Annotated in this window: 14 protein-coding genes; 4 read left to right on the top strand and 10 right to left on the bottom strand. The window is 71.0% G+C overall.

The features are described 5' to 3' along the window. Positions 1–5 precede the first annotated feature (5 nt). From ACSDQ9_RS06935 to ACSDQ9_RS06915, 5 genes are all read right to left on the bottom strand, one after another. On the bottom strand, positions 6–575 hold the full coding sequence (locus tag ACSDQ9_RS06935; RefSeq protein WP_435145384.1) for an RNA polymerase sigma factor: 570 nt from the start codon (positions 573–575) through the stop codon (positions 6–8). Beyond that, positions 572–2,149, bottom strand: coding sequence for a S8 family serine peptidase (locus tag ACSDQ9_RS06930; protein WP_435145381.1), 1,578 nt, complete (start codon positions 2,147–2,149; stop codon positions 572–574). Before ACSDQ9_RS06930 ends, ACSDQ9_RS06935 begins: the two co-directional genes overlap by 4 nt. Before the next feature lie 201 nt (positions 2,150–2,350). Beyond that, positions 2,351–3,784, bottom strand: a complete 1,434-nt coding sequence (locus ACSDQ9_RS06925; RefSeq protein WP_435145379.1) for a glycoside hydrolase family 32 protein — start codon at positions 3,782–3,784, stop codon at positions 2,351–2,353. Between the two features lie 126 nt (positions 3,785–3,910). Further along, positions 3,911–4,609 (bottom strand): N-acetylmannosamine-6-phosphate 2-epimerase, encoded by a 699-nt coding sequence (locus tag ACSDQ9_RS06920; protein WP_435145376.1) that lies wholly within the window; start codon positions 4,607–4,609, stop codon positions 3,911–3,913. An 8-nt stretch (positions 4,610–4,617) separates the two neighbouring features. After that, complete coding sequence (locus ACSDQ9_RS06915; RefSeq protein ID WP_435145373.1) at positions 4,618–5,550, bottom strand: dihydrodipicolinate synthase family protein; 933 nt, start codon at positions 5,548–5,550, stop codon at positions 4,618–4,620. A 145-nt stretch (positions 5,551–5,695) separates the two neighbouring features. On the opposite strand from ACSDQ9_RS06915, the gene ACSDQ9_RS06910 reads away from it, so the two are divergent. From ACSDQ9_RS06910 to ACSDQ9_RS06895, 4 genes are all read left to right on the top strand, one after another. Continuing rightward, the gene (locus ACSDQ9_RS06910) at positions 5,696–7,207 is read left to right on the top strand and encodes a methylmalonyl-CoA carboxytransferase subunit 5S (protein ID WP_435145371.1); all 1,512 of its coding nucleotides are present in this window, start codon (positions 5,696–5,698) and stop codon (positions 7,205–7,207) included. 68 nt (positions 7,208–7,275) lie between these two features. Next, a complete protein-coding gene (locus ACSDQ9_RS06905; RefSeq protein WP_435145368.1) occupies positions 7,276–8,823 on the top strand; it encodes an acyl-CoA carboxylase subunit beta in 1,548 nt (515 codons plus the stop codon). A 14-nt stretch (positions 8,824–8,837) separates the two neighbouring features. After that, a complete protein-coding gene (locus ACSDQ9_RS06900; protein WP_435145367.1) occupies positions 8,838–9,113 on the top strand; it encodes a hypothetical protein in 276 nt (91 codons plus the stop codon). Between the two features lie 30 nt (positions 9,114–9,143). After that, on the top strand, positions 9,144–9,506 hold the full coding sequence (locus ACSDQ9_RS06895) for a biotin/lipoyl-containing protein (RefSeq protein WP_435145364.1): 363 nt from the start codon (positions 9,144–9,146) through the stop codon (positions 9,504–9,506). A gap of 169 nt (positions 9,507–9,675) precedes the next feature. Here ACSDQ9_RS06895 and ACSDQ9_RS06890 read toward each other — a convergent pair whose 3' ends face one another. The 5 genes from ACSDQ9_RS06890 to ACSDQ9_RS06870 all read right to left on the bottom strand — a co-directional run bounded on the left by ACSDQ9_RS06890 (position 9,676) and on the right by ACSDQ9_RS06870 (position 16,400). Then, positions 9,676–11,658, bottom strand: a complete 1,983-nt coding sequence (locus ACSDQ9_RS06890; protein WP_435145361.1) for a PhoX family protein — start codon at positions 11,656–11,658, stop codon at positions 9,676–9,678. Positions 11,659–11,874: 216 nt separating this feature from the next. Further along, positions 11,875–13,584 (bottom strand): NAD(P)/FAD-dependent oxidoreductase, encoded by a 1,710-nt coding sequence (locus ACSDQ9_RS06885; RefSeq protein WP_435145358.1) that lies wholly within the window; start codon positions 13,582–13,584, stop codon positions 11,875–11,877. Between the two features lie 35 nt (positions 13,585–13,619). Continuing rightward, positions 13,620–15,479: a cation:proton antiporter domain-containing protein gene (locus ACSDQ9_RS06880; RefSeq protein ID WP_435145355.1), complete on the bottom strand. Its 1,860-nt coding sequence runs from the start codon at positions 15,477–15,479 to the stop codon at positions 13,620–13,622. A 67-nt stretch (positions 15,480–15,546) separates the two neighbouring features. Then, positions 15,547–16,116 carry a Gfo/Idh/MocA family oxidoreductase gene (locus ACSDQ9_RS06875; protein WP_435145352.1) on the bottom strand — a complete coding sequence of 190 codons (570 nt, stop codon included), beginning with the start codon at positions 16,114–16,116 and terminating at the stop codon, positions 15,547–15,549. Further along, the gene (locus ACSDQ9_RS06870) at positions 16,044–16,400 is read right to left on the bottom strand and encodes a Gfo/Idh/MocA family oxidoreductase (RefSeq protein WP_435145349.1); all 357 of its coding nucleotides are present in this window, start codon (positions 16,398–16,400) and stop codon (positions 16,044–16,046) included. Before ACSDQ9_RS06870 ends, ACSDQ9_RS06875 begins: the two co-directional genes overlap by 73 nt. Between the last annotated feature and the right edge of the window lies 1 nt (position 16,401).

Below are 16,401 nucleotides of genomic sequence, written 5' to 3'. Positions count from 1 at the left end.
GGCAGTCACCAGCTCCAGCGCGGGTCGGCGGACAGGGAGGTGCGCAGGGCCGCGAGGCATCGTCCGCGCGTGGGGCCGATCGACCCGACCGGCATGCCGAGCGCCGCCGAGATGCCGGCATAGTCGGCGGTCTGGGCGTGGGCGACCACGCGCAGCAGCGCCTGGCAGCGGGGGTTGAGGCGGGCGACGTGGTCCCACAGGGTGCGATTGGTGTCGTGCGCGATCGCTTCGGCGGCCGGGTCGTCGGTGGCGACGACCACCTCGGGCTCGGGTGCGGTGGTGCGAGTGCGCCGCTTGACCCGCCAGGCGTCGCGCCGAACGGTGGTCAACAGCCAGGCCAGCACGGTCTGCGGATCCCGGATCGAGGCCTGCGAACGGACGAGCGTCAGCCAGGCGGTCTGCACCGTGTCTTCGGCCTCCTCGGGGGTGAGTCCCGCCGAACGGGCCACCGACCACAACACCGGGGTGACCAGGTCGACGAGATCGCGCATCCGTTCGGGACGACCGGCCAGGTGGTCGCGGAAGGCCTCGGCTGCGGCGTCGGCCAGCGAGGTGCGGGGCAGGGTCGAGGTCATGGCCGCCACCCCACCGTCTGCTCGAGGGCCGCCCACGCCCGCCGCACCTGGGTGTCACGGTCACACTCGGACAGGGACGGGTCGTCCGCCAGCCGGGCGGCCAACTCGGCGGCCAGCACCGGGCCGGCGAAGGAGGTGCCCGACCAGATGGCGAAGCCACCGGCGAAGTTCTCCGGGTCGATGGTCGCCCGACGCAGTGCCCCGTCGTCGAGACCGGCGCTGGCCTGAAGTTCACCGTCGAGATCCTGCGGCACCGTGCTCACCACGGCTGCGCCGGCGCGATGGGCCGAGACCCAGGGCCCCGCATTGGAGAAGTAGGCCACGGTCGTCCGATCGGGGTTGAGGGCGGCCACGCAGGTGAGCGGCACGACCCCGGCATCGAACCGCGACCCGGCGGTGGGGTCGACCACCGGGGCGAAGGCGGCTGGGTACAACGGATCGGTGGTGGCCTGGTTGCCCGCCGAACACACCACCGCGACGCCTGCCCGACCGAACTGGTCGAGCAGGGCACGCAGCGGGGCGTCCTCGAGCGCGTCGTCGGGGTCTTCGTGGTAGTAGCCCAGCGAGAGCGAGAGCACATCCACGAGGTCGTCGGTGGTGCCCTGGTTGAGGGCATCCAGGTGGCGCACCAGCAGCAGCGCCAACACCTGGATCAGCGCACCCTCGGGCATGCGTCCGGTGTCGTCGAGCAGCGGGATCACCTGCACCCGCGCCTCGGGAGCCAGCTGGCGCAGGATGCCCGCGATGAAGGTGGCGTGCCCGGCGTCGACCGGAACCGACCCGTCCAGCGGGTTGCGCGCGGGGGTCGGGAGGGCCGCGGGCACATCACCGTTCAGGCCCAGCCGCAGGCCGCAGGCGTGCACGACATCGGTGGCGAAGGTGGGGTCGGTGAACCAGGAGTGAGCGCCCAGCGCGGTGTCGGGCACCACCACGACGGGGTGCCGCTTCAGCGACCGACGACGCAGCGCCGGATCGGGCAGCACCACGGCGACGGGGGAGCGGCCGCCGCTGCCGGGCTGGGTGTACTGGGCCGCAGGGGGCGCCCCGGCCGGCATCGACACGTAGTAGGGCATCGACACGTAGTACGGCATGGAGACGTAGTAGGGCATCGAGACGTAATAGGGCATGCCCTGGTAGTCGGGCGCGGCCAGCGAGAGCAGGTGGTCGAGAGCCAGCCCGCGGGCAACCTCGGGGTCGGCGCGCCGGGCGGCCTGCAGGATCGGCCACGCGTCGATCGGTTGGTCGCCCCCCACCAGTCGGGCCGTCGTCACCCACACGGGGTCGAGTGCCTCGGCGTGGCGTTCCGCGATCGGCGCGAGCAGACGATCGGTGCGCATCGCGGCGGTCAACCGGGTGGGTTTGCGGGTGGCGATCGGCGACTCCAGCACCACCTCGATGCCGCGCTCGGCGGCCACCTTCGTGAGCAGTTCCAGGGGTGCATCCTGCCCCCGGCCGGGCAGACCACGGACGAGCACCACGTCACCCAGATAGAGGGTGGGACGAGGCGGTCGTCCCGAGGGCAGCGGTGACGAGGTGAGCGGGTCGAGAACCCGTAGGAACGAAGCGGGCGTCATGGGCACGGGATCCTCCCGAGGAGTGCAGGAATCGTTGTTGAGCAGGAGCGCCCCAAGGTGCCCGTGATACATGCGCGGGGGTGCGGCGACCATCCCGACCACCCGTGCCCCCGACCCCATTGCACACCCCGCGGGGTGGTCAGCGGGAGAGGCCGTCTCAGATACGCACCCTCCCTCTCACGGCCGGCTCAGACGCGCGAGTCAGCTCAGGCGGGCGACCCTCACCCTCGCCACCGTGCCGGTCCACGACAACGGACGAGCGCCGCTCTCGCCCAGGGCCAGACTGGCCAGCGCCGTGCGGCCCCCGTCGCAGAACAGCTCGAGGGAGCCGTGGTCGGTCAGGATGCCGACCTCGAGCTCGGTCAGGCCGGGCCGCAGGGGTGCGCGCACCGCCTTGGCCGGCAGCTCGTTCCCCGAGGGCAGCGGCAGCGGTGCCCGGGTGAGCGTCAGCTCGTCGCCGACCCAGCTGAGGCGGTGGGAGCCGATGGTGAGCTCCTGCTGGTCGGTGAGGGTGAGTGCGGTGAACCCTACGGCGGGCGCCGTGAACGTGCCTCCGGGGCCGCCGGCAACCTTCACCAGCGCCTGCTCGCCCAGGCGGTCGAACAGCTCCCGCACCGGCCACTGGCGCAAGGTGCCCGCCCGCGCCGGGTCGCGGTCATCGGCCACCCACGACACCTCGCGGGGCACCGTCAGCATGCCCGGGAAACCGTCGTCGGCGAGGGTGAAGGCGTAGTCCCAGTTGTCGTGCCAGCCCATCATCACGGTGCGCGGCAGCGCCCCGGCGGGCCCACCCGGTGTGGCCGGCACTCCCGAGAAGGTGACCGAGGCGTAGTTGTCGCTGCCCCAGTCGAGCCAGCAGCCGTCGGGCCAGGCGGGGTCGCCACCCGACGAGGGGTGGGCCTCGTCCGCCGTGAACGTGACGCCGTCGAAGTCGCCCAAGAACCAGCGGGTGCCCGAGCCGACCTGGATGGCGCCGGGATTGACCGAGACGATCATGATCCAGCGGCGGCGGCCGTCGACCTCGAGGGGGAACAGGTCGGGGCATTCCCATTGCGGGCTGACGAGGCCAGGGAAGCGGAACTCCGAGAGCGGCGTCCAGTGCTGCAGGTCGTCGGAGCGGTACAGGACCACCGCGTTGTCGACGGCCTCGACCGCGGCCAGCACCCAGTACGCCTCGTCGTCGCCCTGCCAGCGGACGACCTTGGGGTCGCGAAAGTGGGCGGAGTTCCGGTCGAGCACGGGCGACTCGGAGCGGGTGAAGTGCACGTGGTCACGCGAGTGCGCGACGAACTGGGTCTGCAGCCCGGCGTGCGGCGAACCCGGCTCGTGGGCGGCGGTGTAGAGGGCCACGAGCGCACCGGCGCCGAACCCGGCGGTGTCGTCGACGTCGTGCACCGCGGAACCCGAGAAGCAGGCGTGGTCGGCGGTGTTCGGCAGGGCGACCGGCTGCGGAGTCCAGGTCAGCAGATCGGTCGAGGTCGCATGCCCCCACGACATGTTGCCCCAGCTCGGGCCCGACGGGTTGTGCTGGAAGAAGGCGTGCCAGACGCCGTCGGCGTGCACCAGGCCGTTGGGGTCGTTGATCCAGGTGTCGGCCATCAGGTGGAGGGCCGGGCGGGTGGCGGGCAGACTCATGCGCCCATCATGGCCGGTCGCCCCGGCTCCGGCTGCCACCCTTCGCGAAGTTTGTCATCAGGGCCGGCCCAGCGGGGGCCAGCCGGTATGGGCAGCGGGGGGATCCAGGCCCGCCGGCCGGGGACCTCAGCCGGTCAATGCCTCGACGAACCAGCCGGTGATCGACGTCGGGTGGGTGATGGCCGTGCCGACCACCACCGCGAACGCCCCCGCCTCGAGACAGGCCCTGGCCTGAGCGGGGGTGTGCACGCGGCCCTCGGCGATGACCGGGTGGTCGGGCAGGGCGGCGGCCAGCGAGGCCAGCAGCTCGAGGTCGGGCCCTTCGGTGGGCGGACGCGCGTCGGTGTAGCCGGCCAGCGTCGTGCCGATCAGCTCGGCCCCGGCCTCGGCGGCTGCCAACCCCGACTCCAGTGAGTCGCAGTCGGCCATCACCGGAGCATCGGTGACCTCGCGCAGTCGGCGCAGCGTCTCGGCCAGCGTCAGTCCGTCGGGGCGGGGCCTGAGGGTGCCGTCGAGAGCCACCACGTCGGCCCCCGCCTCGGCGACGGCGACGGCGTGCCGCAGCGTCGGCGTGATGAACGGGGCCCCGGCCGGGCCGTCCTTCCACAGGCCGATCACCGGCACCTCGACCCCAGCTTCGACCAGTCGGGCCCGCACCAGTCGAGCCCGCACCAGGGCGATGTCGTCCAACCCCTGAGCGCGCACCGCCGCCGCCCCTCCCCGGACGACGGCCTCGGCCACCTGCGCCATGGTCTCGGCGTGACGCATCGGCTCTCCCGGGTAGGCCTGGCAGCTCACGATCAGCCGACCGCGCAGCGCGGCCACCCACGGCCTCACAGCAGTCCCGCCGTGACCAGCCGCTCGCGGATGCGGCCGACGGCGGGGCCCTCGATGGCCGCCATCGGCGCCGACATGACGTTGGTGCTGAGCACTCCCAACTCGCGCAGGGCCGTCTTGAAGGCCCCCACGCCGGCGGCCGGCCCCACCTTGTCGGAGGGCTCGAACACGATCTCGAACAGGGCAGCGAGCCGGTCCTGCTCGAGGCGAGCCGACTCCCAGTCACCGGCCGCAGCCGCCCGGTGCAGGCGCACGTAGCCGGCCGGATCGACATTTCCCAACCCCGGGACGACGCCGTCGGCCCCCGCGAGGTAGGCCCCGTCGACGACCACCTCGTGGCCCGTCAGCAGGCTCAGCGGTGACCCTTGGGCGCGGTTCAGGGCGACCAATCGGCGGAAACCGACATCGTCACCCGAGGAGTCCTTCACCCCGGCGAGCACACCGTCGGCGCCCAGTGTCACCAGCAGGTCGGCCGACAGCTTGGTGTGCACGCAGACGGGAATGTCATAGGCGAACACGGGCAGGTCGGTGGCCGCCGCCAGGGTGCGGAAGTGGGTCTCGATCTCGTCCGGTCCGGTGATGGCGTAGAACGGAGCCGTCGCGACGATGCCCTGCACGCCGGCGGACTCGGCGGCCCGCACGTGCTGCAGCACCCGCGAGGTCTGCATGTCGATCACGCCGGCGAGCACGGGTACCCGACCGGCGACCGTCTCGACCACGGCCGCCAGCACCTCGGCCCGGCACCGGTCGTCGAAGAAGGCGACCTCACCGCTGGAACCCAGCGCGAAGATGCCGTCGACCCCGGCCTCGAGCAGGTGCGCGACCAGCCGCTCGAGCGAGACCCGGTCGAGGTCTCCGTCGAGGGTCAGCGGGGTGAGCAGCGGGGGTACGACGCCGGTCAGGCGGGGGCCTGCAACACCTGGATTCATGGGCGGCAACCTTTCGTCGCCACGACCCTGCCACACCCCCGGCCGACAACGGCACACGAGCACCACCATCGTCCCAGATCGGTCACGGGCGCCAAGCGGGACCCCCGCCCAATCGACGCGCTGGAGCAAAAGTAGTGTGAGCGTCATGAGCGAGCACAAGGCCGGCAGCCTCCGCACCATCGGCGTCACCGAGGTCGCGCTGCGCGACGCCCACCAGAGCCTGATGGCCACCCGCATGGCGATGGAAGACATGGTCGACGCCTGCGCCGACATCGACGCGGCCGGCTACTGGTCGGTCGAGTGCTGGGGCGGTGCCACGTTCGATGCGTGCATCCGCTTCCTCAACGAGGACCCGTGGGAGCGGCTGCGCACCTTCCGCCAGTTGCTGCCGAACTCGCGCCTGCAGATGCTGCTGCGCGGCCAGAACCTGCTCGGCTACCGCCACTACGAAGACCTGGTCGTCGAGAAGTTCGTGGAGAAGTCGGCCGAGAACGGCATGGACGTCTTCCGTGTCTTCGACGCCCTCAACGACCCCCGCAACATGGAGCGGGCGATGAAGGCGGTCAAGGCCACCGGCAAGCACGCCCAGGGCACCATCTGCTACACCATCTCGCCTCTGCACACCGTCGAGGGATATGTGAAGCTCGCCGGCCAGCTGCTCGACATGGGAGCCGAGTCGATCGCTCTGAAGGACATGGCCGCCCTGCTCAAGCCGCAGCCCGCCTACGAGATCGTGCGCGGCATCAAGGAGACCTACGGCGACGTGCAGGTCAACGTGCACTGCCACGCCACCACCGGCGTCACTCTGGTGAGCCTAATGAAGGCCATCGAGGCCGGCGCCGACGTGGTCGACACCGCGATCTCGTCGATGAGCCTGGGCCCCGGCCACAACCCCACCGAGTCGCTCGTCGAGATGCTCGAGGGCACCGAGTACACGACCGGGCTCGACATGGGTCGCCTCGAGAAGATCCGCGACCACTTCGCGGGTGTTCGTCCGAAGTACGCCGAGTTCGAGTCTGCGACGCTGGTCGACACCGACATCTTCTCGTCGCAGATCCCCGGCGGCATGCTCTCGAACATGGAGTCGCAGCTGAAGGCGCAGGGCGCCGGCGACCGCATTCGCGAGGTGATGGCCGAGGTGCCGATCGTGAAGGCCGATGCCGGCTACCCGCCGCTGGTCACCCCCTCGAGCCAGATCGTGGGCACCCAGGCCGTGTTCAACGTGCTGATGGGCCGCTACAAGGTGATGACCGGCGAGTTTGCCGACCTGATGCTGGGCTACTACGGCGAATGCCTCGGCGAGCGCAATGCCGAGGTCGTCGAGATCGCCAAGGCGCAGGCCAAGAAGGAGCCCATCTCGGTGCGTCCGGCCGACCTGCTCGAGCCCGAGTGGGACCACCTGCAGGAGCAGGCCGCAGCACTTCCGGGCTTCAACGGCTCCGAGGAGGACGTGCTCACCAACGCCATGTTCCCCGGCGTCGCCCCGAAGTTCTTCGGTACCCGTGCGGACGGCCCGAAGAGCGTCGGCAAGACCGCCGAGCAGCTGGCCGCCGAGAGGTCCGCGAACGACTCGAGCGCGAACGCGGTGCGCGGCCCGATCACCTACAACGTGACCCTGGCCGGACGAACCCACGCGATCAAGGTCGAGCAGGCCTGAGCGCCCGGCCGAACGACCTGCACCACCACCCGCGACGACGAAACCCGCGACGACGAACAGGATGGACCATGGCTGAAGCGATGGAGAAGTTGATCACCCAGCTGCACGAGCGCCGCGCCCAGGTGGAGCTCGGCGGCGGCGAGAAGCGCCTGGAGAAGCAGCGCTCGCAGGGCAAGCTGACCGCGCGCGAGCGCCTGGAGGCCCTGCTCGACCCCGGCACGTTCCAGGAGGTCGGCGCGTTCCGCCGCAACCGCACCACCGCCTTCGGCATGGACACCGCCGACATGCCCGCCGACGGCGTGGTCACCGGCTCGGGCGCCGTGCTCGGCCGGCCGGTGAACGTGGCCAGCCAGGACTTCACCGTGGCCGGCGGGTCGGCCGGTGAGACCCACTCGATCAAGGTCGCTCAGGCCCTCAAGGAGTCGCTGAAGAACGGCGCCCCTTTCGTCTTCATCAACGACTCCGGTGGTGCCCGCGTGCAGGAGGGCATCGACTCCCTGTCGGGCTACGGCCAGGTGTTCTACGCCAACGTGCTGCTCTCGGGTGCCGTGCCGCAGATCTCGATCATCGCCGGCCCGTGCGCCGGTGGCGCCGCCTACTCGCCGGCCCTGACCGACTTCATCATCCAGACCCGCAAGGCCCACATGTTCATCACGGGGCCGAACGTCATCAAGCAGGTCACCGGGGAGGAGGTCACCGCGGACGACCTGGGTGGTGCCGACGCGCAGATGGCCTCCGGGGTGGTCAGCTTCGTGGCCGATGACGACGAGCAGGCCATCCTGATCGCGAAGAAGCTGTTGAGCTTCCTGCCGCAGAACAACTCCGAGGAGCCGCCGATCGTCGACCCCGACGAGAACGTCGAGCCCCAGACCGAGCTGCGCGAGGTGATCCCCGACGACAGCCGCAAGGGCTACGACGTGCGCGACGTCATTCGCCGCATCGTCGACCGCGAGGACTTCCTCGAGGTGCAGGCCGGTTTCGCCCCCAACCTCGTGGTCGGTTTCGGACGAGTGGTCGGCCAGAGCGTCGGCTTCATCGCCAACCAGCCCTCGGTGATGTCGGGCGTGCTCGACATCAACTCCTCCGACAAGGGATCGAAGTTCGTCCGGTTCTGCAATGCCTTCAACATTCCCGTCGTGAACCTGGTCGACGTGCCGGGCTTCCTTCCGGGCGTGGCGCAGGAGACCGGCGGCATCATTCGCCACGGCGCCAAGATGCTGTACGCCTACTCGGCGGCGACGGTGCCGAAGATCACCGTCGTGATGCGCAAGGCCTACGGCGGCTCGTACCTGGCCATGTGCTCCAAGGACCTGGGCGCCGACCGGGTGTTCGCCTGGCCGACCGCCGAGATCGCCGTGATGGGCGCCGACGGTGCCGCCGCGGTGGTCTTCAAGAAGGAGATCGCCGAGGCCGAGGACCCCGCCAGCCGGCGGGCCGAGCTCGTCGAGGAGTACCGGACGACCTTCAGCTCGCCCTACATGGCGGCGGCCCACGGACTCGTCGACGACGTCATCGACCCCGCCGACACCCGCTACCAGATCGCCACGGCGCTCGCGCAGCTGGTCAACAAGCGCGAGCTTCGTCCGGCCAAGAAGCACGGCCTCGGGCCGGCCTGATCGGGGGACTGGAGATGACCGACAAGCCCGACACCAGCGCCGCCGACCTGGCGGAGCTGAAGGCGCTGCTGGTGCAGCTGAACGACCGCGTGGCCGGCCTCGAGGGCGAGATCGCGACCCTGAAGGCGTCGCAGGTCGTGCCCGACGACGTCGTGATGGCCATCAGCGCCGCCGTGGCCGCCTACCTCGGCCACAAGGCCAAGGTGCGCGCCATCCACCTCTCGGGTGGGCACCGCTGGGCCACCGAGACCCGCAACCGCACCCACGACCGCTCGGTCGGCCGGCGCTGACCCCAGACCAGTTGCAAGTCAGGAGACATCATGAAGCTCAAGGTGACCGTCAACGGAACCGAGTATCTGGTCGACGTGGAGGTCGAGGAGGAGGAGCGGACGGCGCTCGGCCCGATCGTCATCGGCGGTGGAGCGATGAGCGCCCCGGTGCGGACGACCGCCTCGGTTCCCGCCGCGGCCGCCAATGCCGTGGTGGCCCCCCTCGCCGGATCGGTGGCCAGGGTGATGGTCGAACAGGGCCAGCAGATCGAGGCCGGCGCCGTGCTGCTGGTGCTCGAGGCCATGAAGATGGAGACCGAGATCACCGCACCGGCCGCGGGCACGGTGGACGCGGTGCTGGTGAAGGCCGGCGACGCCGTTCAGGGTGGGCAGGCACTGGTCGCCCTGGCCTGACGGGTCTGGCCTGACGGGTTCCGGCCTGACGTTCCGGCCTGATCGGATGCGGGCCTGATCCCGCCACAGGACACTCGCGTTTGCCTCCCAGGCGTGCCTTTGCCCTTGTTGCGGCAGCGGCAAAGGCAGGTTCGGCAGGCAAACCGCTCAGGCCAACCCGCACGCGGGCTCAGGCCTGGATGACCTGCACCACGGCCGGACGAGGCTGCCCCACCCCGGTGTAGGGGAAGGTCGTCACCACGTGGTCGGGGCTGGCGCCGTCGACCTCACCGGGGTGCTGCACCGCGACCAGCACCGACTTCTCGTCCTCCATGATCCAGGGGCCACAGGTCTCGGCGCCCACGGGCACCGAGAGGAACTGGCACAGCTTGCCCTTCTCGGGGCCGTCGACCGGCATCATGAACAGGCCGTCGCAGTGGTTGAGGGTGCCGGGCTGACCGTCGGTCGAGATCCACAGGTTGCCGCCCTGGTCGAAGGTGACGTTGTCGGGGCAGCTGATGGGGGTCACCGCGGACTTGTCGTAGCCGTTGAAGTAGGTGGTCGCATCGTCGGGGTTGCCGCAGATCAGCACCAGCTTCCAGGTGAACGAGGCGTCGGCGTGGCCACCGGCACTGGGGGTGAGCTCGACCACGTGGCCGTGCTTGTTGCTGGCGCGGGGGTTGGCCTCGTCCACCTGCGACGGCACGCGGGCCGTGTTGTTGGTCATGGCCATGTACAGGCGGTTGTTGACGGGGTTGACCTCGACGTCCTCGGGGCGGTCCATCTTGGTGGCGCCGACCTTGTCGGCGGCGATGCGGGTGTACACGAGCACCTCGGCCACCGACATGCCCGCGACCTTCGACTGACCGTCGACCACGAGCGGCAGCCAGGTGCCGGTGCCGTCCCACTCGCCGTCGGCCGTGCCGTCGCCGGTGAACGAGGCGACGTACAGGTCGCCCTCCTCGAGCAGGGTGAGGTTGTGGGCCTTGGCCTGCTTCGAACCGCCCGGGGCGAACGTCTTCGACGAGACGAACTTGTAGACGTACTCGAAGCGGGCATCGTCGCCGGAGTAGACGACCACGGTGCCGTCGGGGTCGACCGTGACGGCGGCGCCCTCGTGCTTGAACCGGCCGAGAGCCGTGTGCTTCTTCGGGGTCGAGGTCGGGTTCTCGGGGTCGATCTCGACGATCCAGTTGAAGCGGTGCACCTCGTTGGGCTCGGTGGCGACCGCGAAGCGGGCATCGGCTCGCTCCCAGCCACGCCCGCCCGAGGTGATGGTGTAGCGCCTGAGGCTGTCGAGGCGATCGGCGGGGGCGCCGGTGGCGTTGAAGTACTGGTCGACGTTCTCCTCACCCGACAGGATGGTGCCCCAGGGGGTGACCCCGCCGGCGCAGTTGTTGAGGGTTCCGAGCACGCGGGTGCCCGACGGGTCGGCCGAGGTCTTGAGCAGGTCGTGGCCGGCGGCGGCGCCGGTGACCTCGAACTCGGTGTGGGTGTGAATGCGGCGGTTGCGCTTGCCGGTCACGACGGGCTGCCAGGCGTGGTTCGGGCTGCGGCGCTCGACCTCGACCACCGTCATGCCGTGGGCGGCCATGATCACCTCGAGCTGGGCCGTCGTGAGCGAGGCCGAACCGGTGTAACCACGGAACATCAGCTCGTCGTTGGTGTATTCGTGGTTGGCGACCAGCGTGGCCTTGGTGGCGCCCCGCGACAGGATCGCGAGGAAGTCGTTGTTGTAGCCGAACTGCTTCAGCTGGGCGTCGACGGTCTGGCGTTCGAAGTCGAAGGCCGGGGCTCCCGGCAGCACCGCGTCGCCCCAGGCGATCACGGGCTTCCACTGCCAGCCGGCGGGCACGACGACATCATCCGTCGCGGCGGGCTGGGGAGCGATCCCGGTGAAGCGGTCGGCCACCAGCCGGCCGCCGCCGGGCCGGCTGACGGTGTCGTCGCCCTGCGCGAACGCGGGGGCCGCCACGCCGGCCAGGCCCAGGCCGAGCACGCCGGCCAGAGCGGTGCGCCGCGACACCGAGGCGGCCACGACGTCACCGAAATAGGCGTTGGACGAGTCATTGGCGTCGGGCTTGGCGCACGCGTCGCCGCACTTGTAGTGGCAGGTCATTGCGCTGCGTCCGCCCTCGTGGGAGCGGGTCAGCAGGGGCAGGAGAGAACGCATGGGGGAGTCCCTTCGGGTGGTTCCGTTCGCTCGTCCGACCGGAGTGGAACGGTGCGGGATCCGCGGGGTTGGCGGCGGACCTCACTCGAACGTAGGCACCCCAGTGGGCATCGGAACCGCCCTGCGGTGAACTCCCCGTGACGTTTGGGTGAGGCCCTCAATACGTCGGACGACCCTTGCGAAAAAGCCCCGCAGGTCGGGTGGGGGGATGCCCCCTCAGTCGCCCGCGGCGGCGGAGGCTGCCAGGTGCGCGTGGATCAGGGAGACGACGGCCGCCCCCTCGCCCGTCGCCGAGGCGACCCGCTTCATCGACCCCGACCGCACGTCACCGGCGCAGAAGATGCCGGGCACGCAGGTGGCCAGCGGGGCCGGCGGCTGGTCGTCGAGCCAGTGGTCGCTCGGCACGTCGGCCCCCGTCTGCACGTAGCCGCGCTCGTCCACGCAGATCTGGTCGGGCAGCCAGTCGGTGTGCGGGTCGGCGCCGAGCAGCAGGCACAGCGATCGGGCCGGCAACGACTCCCGTTCGCCGGTGAGCACCTGCTCCACCTCGATGGCGGTCAGCTCGTCCCCCTCGACGGTGCCACCGACCACCCGGCTCGAACCCCGCACGGTCACCCGGGGGTTCCAGGCCAGCTCGTCGATCAGATAGCGCGACATGGTCTCGGTGAGATCGGGGCGGCGCACGACCACCGTCACCGAGCGCGCGAACCGGGCCAGGTGCACGGCGGCCTGCCCCGCGGAGTTGCCACCGCCGACCACGACCACGTCCTGACCCTCCATCTCGGCGGCCATCGCGATGGCCGCCCCGTAGTGCACCGAGCGGCCGACGAGCTCCTCGAGTTCGGGAAGTCCGAGCCGGCGATAGGTGACCCCGGTGGCCAGCACGACCGCCCGGGCCCGCACCGCACCACCCTCGGTGTGCACGGTGTGGGGTTCCCCGGGGCCCGGTGACGGGGTGATGCCGGTGACCGGCCAGCGTGTGAAGAACCGGGTGCCGAACCTGATCGCCTGACCGCGGGCCCGCTGGGCGAGGCGCATCCCCGATATCCCGCGCGGGAAGCCCAGATAGTTGCGGATCATCGAGCTCGATCCGGCCTGCCCGCCGACCACCTCGCTCTCGATCGCGATGGTCGACAGCCCCTCGCTGGCGGCGTAGACGGCGGCGGCCAGTCCCGCCGGTCCGGCGCCCACGATGACGACGTCGACCACCTCGTCGACGGCGATGTCGTCGGGGCGGCCGTAGAGCCGTTCGGCCACCTGGCGCACCGACGTGCAGGGCGTCACCTCGCCGGTGTGCGGCTGCCGGATCAGCGGCCACTGGCCGACCAGCTTCGGGGCCTCGGCGAGGGCCTCCTGTCCGGTGACCGAGTCGGGGGTGTGCACGCCGAACGGGGTGCCGGTGCGCAGCAGGAACTCGCTCAGCTCGCGCACCAGGGCGTCGCGGGTCGGGCTGATGATCTGCAGGGTCTCGACCACGGCGGCCTGCGTGGCCGACCAGTCGTTGAGCAGTTCCACGATGGCCGAGTGGAACTCCTCGTCGCGCGGGCCCCGGGGCAGCAGCAGGTAGGCATCGGCCTTGCCCTTGGCCACGGCGGCCCGCAGGGTCGGGGCCACCTGGAGGAAGCGCGACCAGGGGGTGACGATCACCCGACGGCTGTTCGGCACCGCCTGCCGCAGCGCCTGCAGGGCCAGGTACCAGGGCTGGCCGTCGATCTCGTCCTCGACCACCACCAACGCCACCCGGCCACCGGCGCTGGTGATCTCCGCGACGACCCGGGTGGCCTCGTCCCCGCTGCCGCACAGCCGCACGTCGTACTCGTGGGCGTACCGCTGGAACTGGGTGCGCAGCACGTCGACGTTCTCGGACGAGACGCACAGGATCGCGGGCTCACTCAGGGCTTGATCAATGAGGGCGGGCTCACTCATGACAGTGATCATGCACCCGCAGACCCAGCCACCACTCAGGAGGTGCGCGAGTGCACGTAGCACCAGCGCCAGTTCTCGCCGGGCTCGGCCGACTCCATCACCGGGTGCCCGGTGGCGCGGAAGTGGGCCGTGGCGTGCTGCCCGACGGACGAGTCGCAGCAGCCGATGTTGCCGCAGTCCAGACACTGGCGCAGCGCCACCGGCGTCAGCCCCTCACGCTCGCAGTCGAGGCAGACCGGGTCGGCCGCGGTCTCGACGGCGGCCCGACTGAGCAGGTCGTCGCAGTCGCCGCCCTCGACGCCCAGGCTGCCGCCGCGCACGGTCGATCGTTCCTCGCTGGCGACGTCGATCATCGACTCCTCGAGGTCGAGCATGCCCAGCACCTCGCGCACCACGTCGGAGGGGGTGTTGCCCTCGCTGCGAATCTCCAGCACCCGCTCGCGCTCAGCGCCGATCATGGCCAGCCGGGCGCGGGCGTACTGCTCGCTGGGCGACTCCTCGTCCCCCTGGGTCGACAGCCGCTCCCAGGCCGAGAACGAGCGCTGGTCGACCCGACTACGCAGCAGGTCGACCACCTGATGGGTGTTGTCGACGGCGAGTTCGTCCAACTTCTGGTGGGCGGCCGCCCCCGCCTGTTGCAGCAGGGTGGCGCGGGCGAGAGCGTCGACGGCGGGGTCGGGGGGACGAACCTTCAGCGCGCGGGTGAGTGCCGGCAGGGTGAGGCCCTGCCCGAACAGGGTGCCGAGCACGACGGTGAGGGCGATCAGCAGCAGCACGTCGCGGTGCGGGGTCTCGGCCGGCAGGATGAACGCCGCCGCCAGGGTGACCACGCCCCGCATGCCGGCCCAGCCGATCACCACCCCGTGACTGCCCGGGCTGCGCCGGTGCTCGGGTCGCCGCCGGTTGCGCACGGCCTGCAACACCAGCACGAAGACGAGGCGGACGACCACCACGCAGGCCAGGGTGGCGGCACACACGCCCGCCACGGTGAGCCACGACATGCCCGACTCGGCGACCTCGCCGACGATGCGGCGGGCCTGCAGTCCGATCAGCAGGAAGACCGCGTTCTCGAGCAGGAACGAGATGGTGCGCCAGTTGAGGGTCTCGTTGAGCCGCGACTGGGCGGTCTGCACCACGGGCGCCTTGTGGCCCAGCAGAATGCCGGCGACCACGACCGCGATCACTCCCGAGGCCTGCAGTTCCTCGGCGATCAGGTAGGCGGTGAAGGGAGTGACGAACGACACGGCCGTGTCGAGCAGGGCCGACGACAGCAGCTTGCGCACCTTGGCGACCACCACGAAGACCAGCAGGCCGATCAGCAACCCGCCGCCGGCGGCGACCAGGAAGTCGAGGGTGACCCCCTGCCAGGTGACCGCCGCGGCCATGGCGACGATGGCGGTGCGCAGCGCCACCAGAGCCGAGGCGTCGTTGAGCAGCGATTCCGCCTCGAGGATCGACACGACGTCGCGGGGCAGGCCGATCCGGCGCGCGACCGCGGTGGCGGCCACGGCGTCGGGTGGGGCGACGACCGCCCCGATCGCCAGCGCCACCGCCCAGCCGACCTCGGGCATCACCAGCATCACCACGCCACCGACGGCGACGGTGGTGACCAGCACCAGCACCACCGACAGTTGCAGCACGGGTGCCAGATTGGCGCGCAGATCGGTGATCGAGGTCTGGATCGCGGTCGCGTAGAGCAGCGGGGGCAGCAACCCGAGCAGCACCACCTCGGGGGAGAGGTGGATCTCGGGCACCCTCGGCACGAACGACGCGGCCACCCCCAGCGCGATCAGCATCATCGGGGCGGCGATGCGCAGCCGGTCGGCCAGCGCGGTGCCCGCGATGACGACCCCGGCGATGCCCAACAGTTCGATCAGCGTCTCCACGGGGGCCATTGTTGCCTGCCCGGACGACCCCGGGCGCCCGTCCGCCGAATGACCGCCGGTCGTCCGCCGAAGCGGCTCAGTAGTGCGGCACCTCGACGGGATCGCCGCCGTGCATCGCCGACTCGTGGGCGCAGATGCCCGGGGCCGTGATCCGGGCCGCCATCCGCGCGTCGACGGCGGGGGCTCGTCCGTCGGCGATCGCCCCCACGAAGGCGTGCACGAGGTGCGGATGTGAGCCGCCGTGATCGCCGCCCAGGTGCGGGTGCAGCGCCTCCGGCACCAGGTCGGGGCGTTCATCGGGCTCGAGGCGGGTGACGCTGGCCGAGCGTCCGCGTTGTTCCAGGGCGGACGAGCCGAGGCACCGCACCCGCGTGACCCGGGCCTCGGCCAGCACCAGCAGCGGTGCCAGGGCGTGCGTCGAGTAGCGCATCGACGGGTAGCCGAGCCAGTAGTGGGGGTAGCCGTCGAGGTTCTGCAGGTGCTCGCCGGTGGCATAGCTGATCCGCCCCAGCGTGCCGGCGTCGCGCAGGTCGCGGGCCGCGAAGAACTCCCGGGTGGCCAGGGCCGTCTCCATCATCGTGTAGCTGCCCGGGGAAGTGTCGGCCAGCGCGACCAGATCGGCCAGGTCGGCCAGCGAGGTCGCCATCGGCACCGCCGAGGCGCAGTGCGCCCGCTGGTCAGCACATGCCGCACCTGGTCGTGATGGAAGCGCACGGGGGAGAGCACGTGCACCGCGTCCCAGAGCCCGCCCGCCAGTGCCTCGTCGAGGTCGCGATAGCCGTGCTCGAGGCGCCGGTCGGTCACCACCGTCGCGCGCAGGGCGTCGTCCGGCTCGACGACGCCGACCTCACCGACCGCCGGGTGCGACTGGTAGATGGGCACGAAGTGGCGACCGAAGCCGAGCCCGACCACCAGTACGTCGAGGGCCACG

The organism is Aestuariimicrobium soli, from assembly GCF_051192575.1.
Classification (GTDB): domain Bacteria; phylum Actinomycetota; class Actinomycetes; order Propionibacteriales; family Propionibacteriaceae; genus Aestuariimicrobium; species Aestuariimicrobium soli.
Note: the sequence above shows the minus strand (reverse complement) of the source record. Positions and strands in the feature narration are given on the sequence as shown.